At 53.5% G+C, this 18,140-nt stretch carries 13 protein-coding genes; 11 read left to right on the top strand and 2 right to left on the bottom strand.

From position 1 onward, the window contains the following. Positions 1-193: 193 nt before the first annotated feature. A complete protein-coding gene (locus tag RZA33_RS03680; protein WP_317506493.1) occupies positions 194-778 on the bottom strand; it encodes an exopolysaccharide biosynthesis protein in 585 nt (194 codons plus the stop codon). A 288-nt stretch (positions 779-1,066) separates the two neighbouring features. Between RZA33_RS03680 and RZA33_RS03675 the strand changes: the two genes are divergently transcribed. From RZA33_RS03675 to RZA33_RS03635, 9 genes are all read left to right on the top strand, one after another. Next, positions 1,067-1,726 (top strand): metallophosphoesterase, encoded by a 660-nt coding sequence (locus tag RZA33_RS03675; protein WP_317506492.1) that lies wholly within the window; start codon positions 1,067-1,069, stop codon positions 1,724-1,726. A gap of 646 nt (positions 1,727-2,372) precedes the next feature. Continuing rightward, positions 2,373-4,001 (top strand): flavin monoamine oxidase family protein, encoded by a 1,629-nt coding sequence (locus RZA33_RS03670; RefSeq protein ID WP_317506491.1) that lies wholly within the window; start codon positions 2,373-2,375, stop codon positions 3,999-4,001. Then, positions 3,998-4,387 (top strand): cytochrome c, encoded by a 390-nt coding sequence (locus RZA33_RS03665; RefSeq protein ID WP_317506490.1) that lies wholly within the window; start codon positions 3,998-4,000, stop codon positions 4,385-4,387. The genes RZA33_RS03670 and RZA33_RS03665 overlap by 4 nt, the downstream gene beginning before the upstream one ends. Next, positions 4,384-4,863, top strand: a complete 480-nt coding sequence (locus tag RZA33_RS03660) for a RidA family protein (RefSeq protein ID WP_317506489.1) — start codon at positions 4,384-4,386, stop codon at positions 4,861-4,863. The genes RZA33_RS03665 and RZA33_RS03660 overlap by 4 nt, the downstream gene beginning before the upstream one ends. A gap of 369 nt (positions 4,864-5,232) precedes the next feature. Beyond that, the gene (locus tag RZA33_RS03655) at positions 5,233-6,843 is read left to right on the top strand and encodes a BCCT family transporter (protein WP_317506488.1); all 1,611 of its coding nucleotides are present in this window, start codon (positions 5,233-5,235) and stop codon (positions 6,841-6,843) included. A 105-nt stretch (positions 6,844-6,948) separates the two neighbouring features. Further along, complete coding sequence (locus tag RZA33_RS03650; RefSeq protein ID WP_317506487.1) at positions 6,949-7,410, top strand: (2Fe-2S)-binding protein; 462 nt, start codon at positions 6,949-6,951, stop codon at positions 7,408-7,410. Continuing rightward, complete coding sequence (locus RZA33_RS03645) at positions 7,407-9,737, top strand: xanthine dehydrogenase family protein molybdopterin-binding subunit (RefSeq protein WP_317506486.1); 2,331 nt, start codon at positions 7,407-7,409, stop codon at positions 9,735-9,737. Before RZA33_RS03650 ends, RZA33_RS03645 begins: the two co-directional genes overlap by 4 nt. Next, positions 9,737-10,732, top strand: coding sequence for an XdhC family protein (locus RZA33_RS03640; protein WP_317506485.1), 996 nt, complete (start codon positions 9,737-9,739; stop codon positions 10,730-10,732). Before RZA33_RS03645 ends, RZA33_RS03640 begins: the two co-directional genes overlap by 1 nt. Then, positions 10,729-11,322, top strand: a complete 594-nt coding sequence (locus RZA33_RS03635; protein WP_317506484.1) for a nucleotidyltransferase family protein — start codon at positions 10,729-10,731, stop codon at positions 11,320-11,322. The genes RZA33_RS03640 and RZA33_RS03635 overlap by 4 nt, the downstream gene beginning before the upstream one ends. On the opposite strand, the gene RZA33_RS03630 is transcribed toward RZA33_RS03635, so the two are convergent. Further along, positions 11,319-12,638: an MFS transporter gene (locus RZA33_RS03630; protein ID WP_317506483.1), complete on the bottom strand. Its 1,320-nt coding sequence runs from the start codon at positions 12,636-12,638 to the stop codon at positions 11,319-11,321. The two genes, RZA33_RS03635 and RZA33_RS03630, sit on opposite strands and share 4 nt — an antisense overlap. 270 nt (positions 12,639-12,908) lie before the next feature. On the opposite strand from RZA33_RS03630, the gene RZA33_RS03625 reads away from it, so the two are divergent. Then, complete coding sequence (locus tag RZA33_RS03625) at positions 12,909-15,872, top strand: CheR family methyltransferase (RefSeq protein WP_317506482.1); 2,964 nt, start codon at positions 12,909-12,911, stop codon at positions 15,870-15,872. Continuing rightward, positions 15,865-18,132, top strand: coding sequence for a putative bifunctional diguanylate cyclase/phosphodiesterase (locus tag RZA33_RS03620; protein ID WP_317506481.1), 2,268 nt, complete (start codon positions 15,865-15,867; stop codon positions 18,130-18,132). Before RZA33_RS03625 ends, RZA33_RS03620 begins: the two co-directional genes overlap by 8 nt. Positions 18,133-18,140 lie beyond the last annotated feature (8 nt).

The following is an 18,140-nucleotide window of genomic DNA, read 5'->3' as shown; positions in this document are numbered from 1 at the left end:
TTCCATCAATGTTATCGAATTGGGGTTTCATGGCGGTTAGCAAAGTTGAGCCGCTGCTGGTATCTACTGCGTGCCCGTCTAACTATGGGGACCAGTTCATTGAGGTGAGGCTTTTTTGGGTTGATTCAAAAGCTTACTCCCGCGTGCCTGAGGGCTAGCAGGCGTGAGCTTTTCTTAAAATAGGTAGTGTGAATCACAGTATGTTGACGACAACAATTGTGAAAGTAGCCCCAAATATCGCAAGCGCAAAGAGTACTAACAACCCATCATACACCACTAGCGAAAGCCCTAGCGTCAGCAACACCAGTCCAGCAGCCGATGATGAAAACGGCACCAATTCCATGAACGGCATGCACAGACCTATAATCACACATAATGCGGCAATTCCGTAGCTGCCGCCGTTTTGCACCAGAAAGGTTAGACGTGGCTTGAGAAGACGATCTATACCCCGGGCGGGCTTAATGAGCCAATCCAGCGCTTTCTGCAACTTGTTGTGCTCAATCGAACGCTTGAGGATGTAATGTGGTAACCAGATTTTTTTGCGACCGAGCAGCATCTGTACAGCCACCAGCAATACAAACGTTGCCATGAAGAACGACATGCCAGGCACGCCACTCAGCGGCGAAAACAGCGTAATACCGATGAACATCAACAGTGGCCCAAAAGACCTGCTACCAATCGATTCAACGACCATTCCGATGGATACCTGCGGGTGAACGCGTGTTAATTCGCCAATTCTATTGAGCAGTTGTTCAGTGCTTTGTAACGGCTGGTTCATTAAAAATCTCAAAGGGATAAATTAAGCACCGGCAAGGGGCTTTGGTAGTTTCGTCGTGAGACGTCACCACTGTTTGGGAGAACCATTATATTGAGTAATCAGTCGCTCTACCAAGAGTCTCAGACGCGGCCTGAGCCGGTGCATCATGGCCTACAGCCATCGGGAGCGCCAGCAGTGCTTGGATGACCGGGTTCAAGAGGAAGGGAGAGAGCATTCAACTGTTGTAAGTAAGATCAGGTGAGACGCCTGCCGGTTTGTGGTGTTGAATCGCGACCAGGAGCTAGAGATATGAGCTTGATTCAAAAACACGAGCAGAACACGACTGGAAGAGACTTCATCGTCGGCGACATTCACGGGCAGTACGACTTGCTGCTCAAGGCCATGGCGCGCGTGGATTTTGATACGGCAAAAGATCGTTTGTTTTGCGTGGGTGACTTGATTGATCGGGGGGCTGATTCCTTCAAGTGCCTATCATTGCCCTTTGAGTCTTGGTTTTTTGGCGTGCGCGGTAATCACGAGATGTTGGCAATCGATGCGCTCGAAAGAGGTGGAAACGCTGAAGATCTATGGATGATCAACGGCGGCACATGGGCGATCACTGAGAACAAGACCGAAGTACGTCAAATATTACTCGATGCACTGGCATATCTGCCCTACGCACGGCAGGTTGAGGTAATGGGCCAGCAAGTCGGCATTGTTCACGCTGAGCCGCCTGCTGATTGGTCGCTGATTGAAGGGGCAAGCCCTGCCAGCAAAGAGGAAATGGTTTGGGGGCGCAAACGTATTAACAATAGTGATACAACGCCGGTGATCGGCATTGATGCCATTGTAGTGGGCCATACGATCATTGAGCAACCGACTTGGCTGGGTAATGTTTTCTACATTGATACCGGCGCCTTTCATACGGGGCGATTGACGTTGATTAATGCCCAAGAAGTGTTGGGATGAGCTAGAGACAGCAAGCCGCCGAAGAAAAGCGGCGGCGCTCGCGCGCTAAGCTCTTTGATGGGAAGGGTAATGAGCAGGTAATTCTAATCCGCTAGCTTTATATGAGAAAATGTGCGGCAGTTCGTTAGTTAGGGTGTATACAATGCCACATTTTATGTGTCTAGCAGTGGAGATTAGCTTAGATATTCCCAACTCGCTTACGGCCTCATCTCGATTTAAGACAAGGGTAATTGATGGATAAAGTAAACTTAAAATAACGAATGACCAAAGCTGGCTTTGGGGGGATTGCCAGGGCATTAGCCAACACAGAAACTGGCCACTTTGGCCTAGGATTTAAAGTTCTAAAACTGGTAGGGGCGAATGAACAACTTCTATTGAGCAGGGTGCATTATGTCTAGAACGTGCTCGGCAAGCTTTCGCTCTTGGTCTTTAAGCAATTTCCTCATTTATAAAATATTCCTCTGTTCTATTAAGTCACATTAAGTAGCATCGAAAAATTATAATGCACCAGTTTATAGCAAGCTATGTGTCATCTTAATGATGTAAAGTAGATGGTCAACTTTTATAACTACATTGAAAATATTGGGTAATTTGTTTTTTTGGCACAAAGTCTGCTTTGATCTCCACGTCTTGATATGGAGGTCTTATGAAGAAACTACCGCAATTTGCTTCTCATTCAGAGAATGCTAACTCTACTAATTTCAGCCAACATTTGACTCGTCGTCATTTCCTACAAGCACTGGGGGCAGTTGGGGGCGCTGGTATGATGATGTCAGGCCTTTCTGCCTTTGGCATTAGCATTGCTTCGGCCCAGGAAACGCCTCCCTCCCTTTCAGGCAATGGAAACGGAAAGCGAGTGGTTATTTTGGGCGCTGGTTTAGCAGGTATGGTGTCGGCCTACGAGCTAAGTAAGCAAGGCTATGAGTGTGAGATTCTTGAGGTAAGATCTTTTGCGGGGGGACGCTGCCAGACAGCTCGTAAAGGGTTTATCTTGCCACAGTTAGGTCAGGATAATGAGGTCTGCCAATTTGACGAGGGGCAGTATTATAATCATGGGGCTTGGCGTATCCCCTATCACCACCGATCAACACTTCACTATACCCGTGAATTCAGTATTCCTCTGGAAATATTCGTAAACCATAACGAAGCTGCTTATGTTACTGGTGCTAACGCCAACGCACTTAATGATCGCCCTGTTAGGCAGATGGAAGTTATTGCGGACATGCGTGGTCACGTTTCTGAAATTCTTGCTAAACATGTCGATCAGAACGCTTTGGATGTACCGCTGACTCAGGAAGAAAAAGATAAATTTTTAGAATTTTTAGTTAGTGAAGGGAACCTGGACAAAAAGGGACTGGATTATCTCGGTAATAGCGGCCGGGGCTACAGCACTAATCCAGGCGCTGGCATCGAGCCTGGTGAGGCTTCGAAACCCTATGCCCTTAACCAACTGCTGCAATCGGGCCTATACGATATTGTTAAATCCGTGAGTGGTTTCTCTCAGCAGAAAACCATGTTCCAACCGATAGGTGGGATGGATAAAATAGCTAAAGGTTTTGAAAGCCATGTTGGTAATTCCATTCGTTATAACGCGAAAGTTACTCAGATTCAGCAAGGCGAAGATGGCGTACTTATTGACTATACTGATCTCACTGGAGGGGGAGACCGTCAGATAAAAGGTGATTATTGTATCTGTACTATCCCTTTATCCGTACTGCAAAATATTGAATCGGATTTTAGCAGTGACTTCATAACGGCTATGAGGTCAGTAAGTTATGAGCCCACGTGCAAGCTCGGCTTACAAATGAAATCACGTTTTTGGGAATTAGAAGATCATATTTATGGTGGTCACTCACTCACTCATAACTCGGAAACGGGCAATATTAGCTACCCTTCAACTGGATGGCAGGAACAGAAAGGCGTTGTTCAGGGCGTTTATAACTTTGGTTCAAATGCAGCGCAATTCAGCGCGCAGCCACGTGACGCGCGTATCGACAAAGCTCTCGCTGTAGGCGAAAAACTCCATGCTGGGTATCGAAGAGATTTCGATACCGCTTTCAATACCGCTTGGCATCTCGAACCTAATAACCTGGGCGGCTGGGCTGATTGGTCAGATGAGGCACGTCAAAATAGCTACCCGCTTCTCAACGAACCGCAAGGTCGCATACTGCTAGCAGGGGAACATCTCAGTTACCTGACGGGTTGGCAAGCTGGTGCTATCGAATCGGCTTGGATTCAGATCGAAAAGCTTCATGAAATGGCGATGAAATCATGATGAAGAGAACATTGCTCGGGCTCTACGCCATCATGGCAGGGGTGGGGATGACAACTGCCGCTAAAGCTGAGTTAAAGGGTGACGACATTTACTTGAGGAATTGCTCTGCCTGCCATCAGGCTGATGGGAATGGTATTTCCGGCGCTTTCCCTGCCCTCAAAAACAATAGTTTTGTCACTGGCGATACAGACCAAGTCATCCATGTATTACTTAATGGCAGAGGGGGAATGCCGTCTTTCAATGGAGATATTACCGATGATGAAATCGCTAGTGTCATCAATTTTATTCGTTCAGATCTCAATGGCATTTCCAGTGACATGATTGATGGAGAGCAGGTTCGAGATTTGAAGACCACAGAACGTCAAAAAATGGAGCGTGAAGGATGATGAATAACCTAAAGAAACTTGTAGTAGCCTCAGCACTTACCTTTTCAGCGACAACTATCGCCTTGGCAGATGGAATTGAGCGTCATCCCATACCAAATTCAGATTTCCCAATTCTTCAGGCTGTGACAGTAGAGGGGGCAGAGATTACCTACCTGAGTGGCACTGTTCCTCAAAAAGGTGAAGATGAAAATTTTGGCGATACTGAAGCGCAGACAGTGTCGGTATTTAATAGCATTAGTGACAAGCTAGCAGGAATGGGTCTTGAGATGAGTGATGTCATCAAAATGACTGTATTCCTGGTTCCTACTGAAGAGACAGGGCGCATTGACTTCTCCGGCTTCATGGAAGGTTACACCCAATTCTTTGGAACGGATGACCAACCCAATCTTCCAACCCGTTCAGTCATAGGGGTTTCCGATTTGGCCAACGAAGAGTGGCTTGTCGAGATTGAAGTGGTAGCAGCGACTAGCGATTAGTAAAACGATAACATACGCCGGCCCTAGCGGCCGGCTTTGGACAGTGGCAAACGGTTATTCTATGAATCCATGGTTCACTCTCTTTTTTGCGGAGTTGGAAGAAACTGTCTGCAGTTGCGTTGTATGGCAGTTATCACGCCAGTCCATGCTGCTCACCACATCATGACGGGATTTTAGCAAAGCAGTCTCCACTGCTGAACTGAACCCTTGATACGATGCACCATTACGTACGGGTCGATTTCCCCTCCCAAGCAATCAGGCAATTTTAATTACGATCTTTCCGAGGGCTCCTCTTGCCAACTGCTCATAGGCTTGGCGTGATCGGCGAATAACTCCTATGTTGACGGAAAGACCTTAGGAGGAATGGCTATGGACGCACTGGCACGAAAGCTCGGCCTGAAGACCAATCCCACTATTTTTTTTACATCGGCAGGGATCATGGTCATTTTTTTAGTGGCGCTTTTGATTGCGCCCGGACCAATAGGCGAAACTTTCGGCGCGGGGCGCGAGTGGATCGTCACCAATCTTGGTTGGTTATTTATTTTAGGTGTCACAAGTTGGGTGGGATTCCTGCTGTGGGTGGCGATCAGCCGTTTTGGGGCGATTCGCCTGGGCGGTAATGATGCAAAGCCGGCCTATACCAATCTCTCCTGGTTCGCCATGCTGTTTGCGGGTGGTATCGGCACGGTGTTGATGTTCTGGGGCGTCGCCGAGCCGATTTCCCACTTTACAAACCCACCCAGGCCGGATGTTGAGCCTTTCTCTGTGGAAGCCGCCGACGATGCTATGAGCTTCTCGATTTATCACCTGGGCCTGCATACCTGGGCAATTTTTGCCATGCCGGGACTGGCTTTCGCTTACTTTATCTATCGTTACAACTTGCCAATGCGTTTCAGTTCAGTGTTCTATCCGTTGATAGGTGAGCGCATTTACGGTCCTCTCGGCAAAACGCTCGATATCTTCGCCATCCTCGGCACCCTGTTTGGTGTGGCGGTATCTGTGGGTCTGGGCACCCAGCAGATTAATGCCGGACTAACAGCATTGTTTGGTGTTCCGGATGCGGTGCTTACCAAAGTGCTAATCATTGTCGTTCTGACGACTGTCGCGGTGGGGTCGATCGTGGCAGGGTTGGATTCAGGCGTGAAACGGCTTTCCAATATTAATATTAGTATGGCTGTTGGCCTGCTGATATTTGTTCTGTTTACCGGGTCGACGGTTTTCCTTTTTCGTGCGGTTGTTGAGACCTTCGGCCTCTATATAACAAACCTGCTACCAATGGCTTTCTGGAACGACACCCTCGCTAGCTATTCCAGCGAAGGTGGCGCTTGGGGATGGCAGGGTAGTTGGACGGTTTTCTATTGGGCCTGGACGGTGACATGGTCGCCTTTTCTCGGCATTTTCGTGGCGCGAATTTCCCGCGGACGGACCATCCGCGAGTTTGTGCTGGGTGTGCTGTTTGCGCCGTCTATCTTTACACTGATCTGGTTTGCCATCTTTGGATGGTCAGCTATGGAGATTGACGGGATTGGGCCTGATGCTCGGGAGGCAATGGGCGATCAGGCGGGGATCTTGTCCGATGCCGTTGGCGAAAGTATACCATTGGCCATTTTCGCATTTTTTGAGAATTTCCCCGCGGCAACATTGATACAAGGCTTAGCTGTCGTCATCGTCGCTATCTTCTTTGCAACCTCATCAGACTCGGCTTCCCTGGTTGTGGATATGCTTTGCACGGGCAGCCCGGACCCAGGCCCCTGGCACCAACGGGTTTTTTGGGGCGTGTCCGAAGGCATGCTGGCGGCGATGCTCATCGTGCTTGCCGGCGACGCTGGGCTTACCGCTTTGCAGGAGGTGATCACCGTTGTCGGCCTGCCGATGTTTATTCTGGTGTTTGCGATGATGTTTGCGCTGTTCCGAGGCCTTTCTCACGAGGATCTCAGCGAAGTGAAGGTAGGTAGCCCACCTAAGCTGGAAGAGCTGTGAACGGATAATCAAGCGAGTAGTAAATAGTTGCCAAATAGCGCCTAAGTTAAGATTTCTTAAACAACGATAACCCAAGGCCTGACAAGACGATAATGGGAGAAAAAAATGATTAACCTGACTATCAACGGGCAGCAGCACGAGCTGGATATTCCTGGCAATATGCCTTTGCTGTGGGCCATTCGGGATGTGGTGGGAATGAAAGGTACCAAGTTTGGATGCGGTATCGCCCAGTGCGGTGCCTGTACCGTTCATGTGGACGGTGTTGCAATGCGATCCTGCGTCACACCTGTTTCAGCCGCGACAGGGGATATCAAAACCATTGAAGCCATGGCTGATGACCCTATTGGCAAGAAAGTCCAGCAAGCTTGGCTAGACTTGGGCGTTGCACAATGTGGCTATTGTCAGGGTGGCCAGATTATGAACGCCACGGCGTTGCTAAAACAGAACCCAGAACCAAAAACTCAAGAAATCGTCGATGAGATGGCGGGCAATCTGTGCCGTTGCGGCACTTACAATCGTATTTTGGCGGCTATTGAGCGTGTCTCAATGGAGGAGGCCAACTCATGAGTCGATTCAACGATACCTTGTTACTCGCCAACGTCAGCCGCCGCGGTCTATTGAAAGGAGTGGCGGCGGGCTCGGCTTTACTGCTGGCCGCACGCTGGGATTTGAGCTGGGCCAATGAGCAGGCGCAGTTTGGGGCTGGCGCCATGCCGGGTGGTTGGGTCGATGATCCCAATGTGTTTATTCATATTAATACGGATGGCATCGTCACCTTTATTAATAACCGTGCCGAGATGGGCCAAGGGATTCGTACCAGCCTGGCGATGGTAGCTGCCGACGAACTGGGCGCCGACTGGGAGCAGGTTCGAGCGCGGCAGGCAAACGCGGATCAGGACAAGTACGGCAACCAGAACACCGATGGCTCGCGTAGCATGCGTCACTGGTATGATCCCATTCGCCGCGCAGCGGCCGCCGCACGTATGATGCTTGAGCAGGCCGCCGCCAACCAATGGGATGTGCCGGTGCATGAAGTGCAGGCTGAGGTTCATAAGGTGGTCCACCCAGCGTCGGGTCGTGAACTCAGCTTTGGCGAGCTGGCCAACGCAGCAAGCGAGTTGGAGATCCCCAATCGCGAGGCACTGGTGCTTAAGCCCGATAGCGCACTACGTTTTATCGGCAAGGAATCTGGCTTGATCAACGGGGATGTCAAGTCCGCCCACCCCAAAGCCATTGATGGCGAAGATATCGTTACCGGCAAGGCGGTGTTTGGCGCCGATGTTGACCTGGAAGGTACTCTCTACGCCGTCATTGCCCGCCCGCCAGTCTACGGCGCCAAAGTCAAAAGCGTCGACGACAGCGATGCGCTGAATGTCACCGGTGTTAACAGGGTATTGCGCATTGAAGGTACCGATCAGCCTGGGGCCTTTAACCCGCTCGGGGGCGTGGCGGTGGTGGCGTCGAATACCTGGGCGGCCATGGAGGGGCGACGAGCGCTGAAGATAGAATGGGACTTGGAGACGGCAGGCGACAACGCCGATTACACCTCGGATGCTTATCGAAAAGCGCTGGAGGAAGCGGCGCAATCCCCGGGCAAGGTCATCCGCCAGTCGGGCGATGTCGATAAAGCCCTTGAGGAGGCCGCCACAAGGGTATCGGCGACATATTACATGCCTCACATGGCGCAGGCCGCTATGGAGCCACCTGTTGCGGTAGTGAGAATCACTGGAGGCAAGGCCGAGGCCTGGGCGCCGATCCAGAACCCCAGGGCGACCCGCGAGGGCATCGCAGCTGCACTGGGGATCGATCAGGAGAACGTCACCGTTCACCAGACGCTGCTGGGCGGTGGCTTTGGGCGCAAGTCAAAACCTGATTTCGTAACGGAAGCAGCGCGAGTGGCGCAACACTTTGAGGGCCAGCCCATCAAGCTGCAATGGTCCCGCGAAGATGATATTCAGCATGCCTACTTTCACGCCGTATCGGTCGATCATTTGGATGCCGGTCTCGATAGCGATGGCAACGCGACCAGCTGGCGGCACCGCACGCTCTCGCCCAGTATCACCTCTCTGTTTGCCCCTGACCCTGAGCACAAAGCCGAATTTGAGCTGGGCATGGGCTTCAACACCATGCCTTTCAACATTCCATCCATTCGTCTGGAAAATCCACCGGCACCCGCCCACGTTCGTATCGGCTGGTTCCGCTCGGTGTACAACCTTCCCCACGCCTGGGCGATTCAGAGCTTTGCCCACGAAATGGCCGTCGCTGCCGGTAAGGATCACCGTGACTATGTGCTGGACCTGCTGGGGCCGGATCGGCAAGTGCATAACCTAACCGTAGGCGATGGCTGGAATTACGGTGAGGACCCCGACCTACACCCGATTGATATTGCCCGCATGCGGCGTGTGATAGAACGCGCCACCGATGAGGCTGGCTGGGGGCGTGAAACAAGCAGCGGGCGAGGGCTGGGCCTTGCCTTTCACCATAGCTTTGTTTCCTACACCGCCGTGGTCTTTGACGTGGAAGTGAGTGATGAGGGTGAAGTGACTATTCACCGGGCGGATATTGCCTTTGACTGCGGACCCCAGGCAAACCCTGAGCGTATTCGCTCACAGATGGAGGGTTCCGTAGTGATGGGCATTGGTGTGGCGCTGCAAAGCGAGGTGACGTTTGAAAATGGCGTCGCTCAGCAGAGCAACTTCGATAGCTACCTGATACCGCGGATGCCAAACGCGCCCAAAGTACTCCGGGTGCACCTGATTGATAACCCCGACGATGCCATGGGCGGGGTTGGGGAGCCAGGTTTTCCACCGGTTGCCCCCGCTCTTTGCAATGCCATTTATGCCGCCACCGGAACACGTATCCGGCGTCTTCCTGTGGGTAACCAGTTGAGCTGATGCCTATGCTGAGTCTGGATTATCAGGTGGTGGAACAGGCCATTGAGTGGCAAACCACAGGCAAAACGGTGTGGCTATGCACGGTGCTGTCCACTTTCGGCTCGTCGCCCAGAGAGCCAGGCTCGTTGATGGTCGCTACCGCACAAGGGGAGCATGTGGGATCACTCTCAGGGGGGTGCGTTGAGGATGACTTTTTAGCGCGGCTGGCAGCGGGTGAGTACGAGCAGCCTGCTGTTATTGTTCGCTATGGTGCCCAGGGCGATGGCCCGGGAAGCGCTCAGATCGAACTGCCATGCGGTGGTATTCTTGACGTATTGGTGGAACGAATGATCGCCCATCCTAAGAATGTGGCGCACTTTGAGCAGCTCAGGGAAATCTTATCGGGCGAGCGTGAGCTTGCGCGACATATCAGGCTAACTGATGGTAAACACTGGCTGGAAGACATTGAGCCGACAGGGCCGCGCGTTGTTTGGCAGGAGGGTGAAGAGATCGCTAAGGTGCGTATTGGCCCTATCGCCAAGTTGATCTTGGCAGGCTACTCAACGGTGGCTGAGGCCTGTGCCAATTTTGCCATTAGCCTGGGCTATCAGGTGGTGCTCTGCGACCCTCGCCAGGAGGTCACACAAGCTATCAAGCTAACGGCTGGGGTGGAATTCATTGCTCAACTGCCTTCGCGCTATATCGCCTCACCTGGAAATTGCACGCCCTCCACGGCGGTAGTGGCCGTTACCCATGACCCGCGTATCGATGATTTGGCCATGATGGAAGCTGTCAAAACCTCTGCTTTTTACATCGGCGTGATGGGGTCACGGCGCACAACACAACTCCGAGCTGAACGGCTACGACGAACGGGCGGCCTGAGTGACGCTGAGGTTCAGCGCATTCATATGCCCATCGGGCTGGATCTCGGCAGCAAGACCCCGGCGGAAATCGCATTGTCGATCATGGCTGATATTGTGCGTGTAAGACGCGGTCGCACGCACGCTGAGCTATGACCCGAATCGCTGCACTAATAATGGCCGCCGGAGCCAGTACTCGCTTTGATGGCTGTAAATTGCTTGCCGACATTGGGGGTAGCTGTTTACTGCAACAGCGTATCGACTTAGCTGCTGAGCTATTTCCTGAGGATGTTTACGTTGTCACCGGGGCCTGGCATCGTGAGCTTGTAACGGCCAAGGCGGAAAAAAAATTGACCGGCGCCTCATTTATCTTTGCGGATAGCTGGGGCGAGGGGCTAGCGGCTTCGTTGGTCGCTGGCGTCAAACATCTGGAGCGCGAGTATGATGCCATCCTAGTGCTGCTAGCGGATCAAGTTGCGCTTGCGCGAACGGACCTACAACAACTACTAGCAGCCTTTGACGGAAATAATATCGCCTGCGCGGTTTACCACGGGAAACGTGGCGTACCGGCCATTTTCGGCAACAATAGCTTTGCTCGCTTGAAGCAGCTTAAAGGCGATCAAGGCGCAAAGGCAGTGCTCTATGAATCGGACATGACAGTGTCGGAATGCCCGATGCCCAACGCCCGCTGGGATATCGATAGCCGCGAACAGCTTGCCGCCTGGTCAGGGCGGCAAATGCCTTAGAGCGTTTCTTTTTCAGGTTTTTCTGCTTCTGCTTCTTCTGTTTCTTCTTCGTTTGCTGGTTCAACGGGATTGCCGTCCTCGTCGACCAACTGCTGATCGTAAGCTGCCTGAAGGCCGGTATCGTCGGCTTCTGGCTGTGGCTGATCTTCTTGCTCGGTTAAGTAGTCGATGTGGCCCGGGTAAATCGGCGACAAGATCGCCACCAAAATGCCCACGACCGCGAAGATAGAAAACGCGCTGGCATAGCCGAACCCGTCCACCAGCGTGCCGATAACTGGGGAGCCCACTGCCTGCCCAAGCGCACAGGCCATAAACGGTATGACGGGGCCCATTGATAATCGCCCTGGTAATAAGCGAATGCCGGTCATCAAATAAAGCCCTGTTAAGCTCATATAGGCGAGACCAAACACCAACGCGGAAAACATCGCCAACGCTAGCTGACTGGGGCTGGCGGCGAGCAACACCAGGCTTGAGGACAGCATCATCAACATCAATGCTTGAGTAATGGGCGGATTGTTGCGGTCGGCCAAATCACTAACGATGGCGCCCCCTAGGCCGGCAATGCCTACTGCGAACCACAGCCAACCGGTGTAGGCGGGGGGTAAGCCGCCAAGGGTAACCACCAGATCGGGCGCAAACAGCCAGTACGGTGCAGACACAAAGCCCATCGCGAAAGCGAACAGCGAAAGCCGGATAAGCCGTGACCACTGCAAGCGTGTGATGGGCGGCGGCGGTGCTGCATTAGCCGGGACCACCCGGGAAACTGAAGGAATGAAGTACCAGGCCGCTACCACCCCGATGCCCGTCAGAACCGCAAAGATAGTGTAAGTAAGGCGCCATGCATCGGCTAAAAACACCACGGTTGGCACCGCAACGATGATACCAATGCTGGTACCAGCGTTCATGATAGAGCTCACGCGCCCGTGCATCGAGCGGCTCACCAGTGCCTGCATAGCCGCGGTTAGCGCTGGCATCATTAAGCCGGTGCAGATACCACAGATAAACACACCCACACCCAGCGATAATGCGTCTGACGACTGACTGATCAGGCCAAGGCCACCAATACCGAAACACCCCGAGAGCACTGCCAAGTTGCGCGCACCCAGCCGGTCAGCAGCCTGCGGTGCGACCAATGTCGCCAGCACGAAACTGATAAACGGAAGCGCCCCGATGATACCAATCACGTAAGGCGTCAAAGCTAGCTCGGCAATGATGGCGGGTACGAACAAGCCGAACGCGAAGCGCGCCAGCCCGTAACTTATCGCGACCAGCGCGGCACCAAAAAAAGCAAACCCCATGTTTGACAAGGCCTTCATGCTAAGTACCCCGCAGTCGCGTATATCTTGAGTATCGTACAAGCCCACTTGATTCTCTCAGTGAGCCCCCTAATGAGCAAATGCGACACGTTGAATTTTTCAAGGCATCATCTATTAACCTGTAATAGCCATTAATCTGTAAACAGACGCGCTCTGAAGAACAGATTAGCAGTGTGGCGCTGCAGCAACCATAATGATAATTGACTAGGTGAGTTGAGAAAGCCAAGCCATCGTCTTGCTTAATAAACATTATTTATCTGAGATTAGCGCATGTCTCCACCAAACGATCACCATGCATTTGACGCCTTGCCGGTTGTTGGCATCGGCGGCTCTGCGGGGTCACTCCAATCGCTTAGGTCCTTCCTGGCCAACCTGACGGCCGATACAGGAGCGGCTTACGTCATTGTGACTCACCATCCCAGAGGCGAGCGCAGCCTGCTGCCCGAAATTTTAGGACCGCTAACAGCCCTGCCGGTGCAGATGGTTGAAGAGGGCGAGACCCTAGCGCCAGACCGGGTTTATGTGGCGTTACCCGACGACGGCTGGATCCTTTGCCGTGGACAGCTAGTCCGATCCGGGGAATCTGCCCCGTGCCCCGAAAACGGTCCACCTCATCCTATCGACGTCTTCTTCCGCTCGCTGGCGAAGGAGGTTGGTCATCGAGCCCTCGCGATTGTGCTTTCCGGCACCGGCAGCGACGGCACCCTCGGCATCCAGTCCGTCAAGTCCCAGGCTGGCATGGTCATGGCCGAGGACCCGGATGCCGCCGAATTTGGCGACATGCCGGCCAATGCGATTGCCACTAATCAGGTGGATTACGTACTGTCTCCGGCGGACATGCCGGCCACATTGAGCGCTTACCTGCGCTCTCAAAACCATCGTCAGGCGGCTATGGAAACCCAGCAACCGGGGCTTTCGCCAAGTCTTTTGCGAAAAATTCTTAACCAAGTGAGGCTTCGTAACGGCCACGATTTTTCAGCCTACAAGGCCAGTACGCTCAATCGCCGCCTGGAACGGCGCATGGATCTAAGGCAGATACTCGATCCCCAGGCGTACCTAGAGTATTTGCAGACTCACCCCGAGGAGGTCGACCTGCTAGTTGGCGAGTTCCTTATCAGTGTCACCAACTTCTTTCGGGACCCCCAGTCCTGGTCCGCCCTGGGCGAGCTATTACCGACGATGCTGCAGAAGGCAGCCAGCTCTGGGGAAGAGTTCCGCGCCTGGGTGGCGGGCTGCGCCACCGGTGAAGAGGCTTACACCCTGGCCATTCTTATCCAGGAATGCATTGCGGACTGGAAACAGCCACCTGCGGTAAGGATTTTTGCCACTGATGTAGATCAAGCCGCCATTGAGAGAGCCCGGGTGGGACGTTACCCGGCGAGTATCCGACAAGACCTGAGTGAATCACTTCTGCAGCGGTATTTCTCTGCTGAAAGCGATACTGTCAGGATCGGGCGGGTAGTGCGGGACATGGTGGTATTTGCCGAGCACAACGTCCTTCAGGACCCACCGTTCACTAATCTCGACTTGATTACATGCCGCAACCTTCTGATTTATTTGGAGAGAGATCGCCAGGATCGCCTCCTGGCATTGTTTCGATATACGTTACGTCACCAGGGGCTGCTATTTTTAGGACCCTCGGAGAGCCTGGATCACCAAAGCGAAGCCTTCGCCGTGGTGAATAAGGAAAGCCGGATATACCGGGTCGCCGAAGGTTCTTTAAAACCCCGGTTGTTGGAAATGCCAGGGCCCAGCCGTCGTCACCGCTCATACCCCCTTCAGGAATCAGCTGTAACCCCGGCAATGGCGGGCGGAGACAGTCTTTCTCGCAGTGTTGAAAGCCTTCTTGCGCTGCAGTTTGCCCCGCCAGCAGTGGTGGTAAATGACCGCGGGGAAGTTGTCTATGTACATGGTCGCACAGGCCGCTTCTTGGAACCCGCCAGCGGCCCCGTTCGCAATCAGTTACTGGAGATGGCACGGCCAGGCCTGCGAGTAACGCTGAGTCAGGCATTAGAAAGAGTTGCCAGCGGCGATGCCGACCACGTTAGTGAGGAAGTGCTGGTCCAGACCAACGACGACGCTGAGCTAATCCGCTTAGAGGTGCAGCTGATCCGGAGCCCCAAGGCGCTAGCGGGATACCGACTGGTGGCTTTACATCTTGTTCCCGTATCGGCTGAGGTGACCACCTCCAATACGTCTTTCAAGCCGATAACTAGCTCAGAAGGCACAGACAACGACGGGGTTGAGGCTAGCCTCAAAAGGAAGTTAGAAGCCCTAAGCCAAGAAAAGCAAGACGCGGTTCAAGAGGTGCAGGCTGCCAATCAGGCGCTCCAAACCTTGAATGAGGAGCTTCAGTCCATGAACGAAGAGCTTCAAAGTAGTAACGAAGAGCTGGAGGCCGCCAAAGAGGAAGTTGAATCCCTTAATCAGGAACTGCGTAGCGTCAACGCCGAGCTCAATATCCGCGTCGACGACCTGACCGAAGTCAATGATGACCTCAAAAACATCTTGGACAGCACTCATTTGGCCACGCTGTTTCTTGATGAAGAGCTGAATATCAAACGTTTTACGCCCCCCGTGCAGCGCCTGATCGCGATCCGCCCCTCTGACATCGGTCGGCCTCTGAGCGAACTGTCCACGAAGCTTAATTATGATGCTCTCTTGGAAGATGCCGATGCTGTTCTGGATAGCCTGAGCCCCAAAGAAATCAAGGTGCAGACGAACAGTGGTCGCTGGTACCTACTGCGCATTCAGCCTTACCGTAGCACTCGCAATGTTATTCGTGGGGTAGTTTGCACTTTTCAGGACATCCAGGTCGCCCAGGGCGTCGCGCGTAGTGAGGCTTTTCTTCGCGCGGTTGTCGATACTGTCCACGAGCCGTTGCTGGTGCTCGATGCGGACTTTCAGGTGGTCTCCGCCAATGATGGCTTTTATCGTACCTTCCCCCTTACACCCAACGATGTTGAGGGTGAGCGACTGTTCGGTATCGGGGACGGGCAGTGGGATAATCCAGATTTGAAGCTCCTAATGGCCGAGGTTCTGCCTCAGCAGCAGGACTTCCACGACTTCGAGTTGAGCATGGACCTCGGCGACCCAGAGCCCGCTAAATTGCGCATGAATGGGCGCTACCTGGACGTGCAGGGAGGTCCCGCCATGTTGCTACTCACCATGGAAGTTCAGAGGCAAACAACGATGCCGTTAGAACGCACCGCAAGGAGTCCTGACCATGGGTGATAAAAAAACAAATTCGCTCGACCCGAAGACGCTCTCACCCAAGGCGCTTAGGGACGCCGCCTACCACCGCATGAACCAGGGCCTGACGGACGTCTCTGACTGGACCGGGAGGGATATTCAGTCGTTGGTATCCGAGCTGGAGCTACACCAGGAGGAGCTACGCATCCAGAATGAGGAGCTGCAACAAGCGCGGAATCGACTCGAAATCGCTCGCGAAAACGCCCAGAACTGCTACCGCGACCTTTTTGAGCGTGCGCCTATGGGCTACCTTCTTTTGGATGCCCAAGGACGCATCGAAGAAGCCAACCAAGCTGCCAGCCAGCTGCTCGCGCCCGGCACCCATCTTACTGGCCTTCCTTTGTCCGCCTTGGTGGCCTCTGAATCCCAGGATGCGCTCCATCTCCACCGCCGCGCGCTCATGTCCGCAACAACAACGCAGGCCGTTGACTTGACGCTTGCCAGGGATGAGGAAGCCACCTGGACGGTGCGCATGGAAAGTGTGATGGAGCCGTCCACGGACTCAGGCAATGCTCGCTTCCGGTGCGCTCTGGTTGATATCACTGAGCGCCGACAGACAGAAGACAAGCTCAGGGTTGCTGCCCGCGTGTTCGAAGAAATCGGTGAGGCGATCGTCGTTATGGACGCCGCCGGTCGTATCAAATCCATCAATAAGGCTTTTACCGCGATTACCGGGTATACCGAGAGCGATGCCTTGGGCGTGATTATGAGCGGCCTGGTCAAATCCGAGCGCCAAGGACAGGTTTTCCATAAAAAAATGTGGGAAAGCCTTAACAACCGGGGCTTTTGGCAGGGTGAGATATGGGATCGCCGCAAGAGTGGCGAGATTTACCCAGAATGGCTCACCATCAATCGAATTGACGACGACGAGGGCGAACCGCGCAATTTAGTGGCTGTGTTTTCTGATATTAGCCAGATCAAGAACTCACAACGCAAGATTGAGTACCTGGCTAGCCACGACGCTCTCACCGGGCTCCCCAACCGCCGCCTGTTTCAGGAACGAGCCCGAGAGGCTATTGCCCAGGCCCTGCACCGCGGAGGACAGGCGGGCCTGCTGTTTCTGGATCTCGATAATTTTAAGGACATTAATGACACCCTTGGTCATGAAGTGGGCGATGAGTTGCTAATACGAGTAGCCTCCCATCTGCGCGAATGGGTGCGGGATGAGGACACAGTGGCGCGGTTTGGCGGCGACGAGTTCACGGTGATATTCACTGATTGTGATGCTGAGAAGGCCGGGTTTATTGCCCAGCGCTTGGTAGCCAGTCTCGCCGGCACCTTTGAAGTTAGAGGTCGTCATCTGCGCGTTACTACCAGCGCCGGCTTGGCCTTATGCCCACAAGACGGCAAGGATGTGGTGAGTCTTTGCCAAGCGGCCGACATGGCGGTGTACCGGGCCAAGCAGGATGGACGCAACCGGCTGCGGCTATACGATACGGCCTTGCACCAGCGACTACTCGAGGACAGCGCCATTGAGCAGGCGTTACGCCGAGCGCTTGCTAACGGTGGCTTACGCCTTGTGTATCAGCCTCAATTCGCCGCGAATGACCCCACACGTCTAGTCGGGGTAGAGGCCCTATTGCGTTGGCAAGACCCCGAAATGGGGGCGATCAGCCCAGGGCGGTTTATCCCTGTCGCCGAAAGGTCCGATCTCATCACGGAACTGGGTTGGCGAGTGCAGGCACTAGTATGTATAGACCTCCAGCAGTGGCTAGCGGCTGGGCTAGAACCCCCTGTTATTTCCTTTAATGTTAGCCCCAAGGCCTTTCGTGACGGGCAGTTTTCAAGCCACCTGGAAGAGGTTATGCGTCAATATGGTATATCGCCGGGCCATCTTCAGGTGGAGTTTACCGAAAGCACCCTTGCGGGGCATTCCGACCTGGTGCTTGACGAGATTGGCAAGCTTCACACAAGCGGCATTGAACTTTCCATCGATGATTTCGGCACCGGTTATTCTTGCCTGATCAATTTAAAGCGGGTCCCCCTGACCGAGCTGAAAATTGACAAATCTTTCGTTGACGGCCTAGGTGAAAACGAACACGACGAAGCCATCGCCCGCGCAACTCTCTACATGGCCGAAGCATTCGGGCTGAGAACCGTGGCCGAGGGTGTGGAAACTCAGCAGCAGCTGGAATGGTTGCAAGCGCACGGCTGTGACCGCATACAAGGCTTTCTCCTCGCTCGCCCTCTGGAAGCCGAAGATTTCCAGTCCATGCTGCATCGCACTAAGCGTACTTCTTAATTCGTACA

It is taken from the genome of Halovibrio sp. HP20-59 (genome assembly GCF_033052795.2).
Classification (GTDB): domain Bacteria; phylum Pseudomonadota; class Gammaproteobacteria; order Pseudomonadales; family Halomonadaceae; genus Vreelandella.
Note: the sequence above shows the minus strand (reverse complement) of the source record. Positions and strands in the feature narration are given on the sequence as shown.

Bases quoted from the DNA above. Each gene is read 5' to 3' on its own strand.
- RZA33_RS03665 (WP_317506490.1), top strand. From the start codon at position 3,998: ATGATGAAGAGAACATTGCTCGGGCTCTACGCCATCATGGCAGGGGTG.
- RZA33_RS03650 (WP_317506487.1), top strand. From the start codon at position 6,949: ATGATTAACCTGACTATCAACGGGCAGCAGCACGAGCTGGATATTCCT.
- RZA33_RS03625 (WP_317506482.1), top strand. From the start codon at position 12,909: ATGTCTCCACCAAACGATCACCATGCATTTGACGCCTTGCCGGTTGTT.
- RZA33_RS03640 (WP_317506485.1), top strand. From the start codon at position 9,737: ATGCCTATGCTGAGTCTGGATTATCAGGTGGTGGAACAGGCCATTGAG.
- RZA33_RS03655 (WP_317506488.1), top strand. From the start codon at position 5,233: ATGGACGCACTGGCACGAAAGCTCGGCCTGAAGACCAATCCCACTATT.
- RZA33_RS03645 (WP_317506486.1), top strand. From the start codon at position 7,407: ATGAGTCGATTCAACGATACCTTGTTACTCGCCAACGTCAGCCGCCGC.
- RZA33_RS03680 (WP_317506493.1), bottom strand. From the start codon at position 778: ATGAACCAGCCGTTACAAAGCACTGAACAACTGCTCAATAGAATTGGC.
- RZA33_RS03620 (WP_317506481.1), top strand. From the start codon at position 15,865: ATGGGTGATAAAAAAACAAATTCGCTCGACCCGAAGACGCTCTCACCC.
- RZA33_RS03635 (WP_317506484.1), top strand. From the start codon at position 10,729: ATGACCCGAATCGCTGCACTAATAATGGCCGCCGGAGCCAGTACTCGC.
- RZA33_RS03660 (WP_317506489.1), top strand. From the start codon at position 4,384: ATGATGAATAACCTAAAGAAACTTGTAGTAGCCTCAGCACTTACCTTT.
- RZA33_RS03630 (WP_317506483.1), bottom strand. From the start codon at position 12,638: ATGAAGGCCTTGTCAAACATGGGGTTTGCTTTTTTTGGTGCCGCGCTG.
- RZA33_RS03670 (WP_317506491.1), top strand. From the start codon at position 2,373: ATGAAGAAACTACCGCAATTTGCTTCTCATTCAGAGAATGCTAACTCT.
- RZA33_RS03675 (WP_317506492.1), top strand. From the start codon at position 1,067: ATGAGCTTGATTCAAAAACACGAGCAGAACACGACTGGAAGAGACTTC.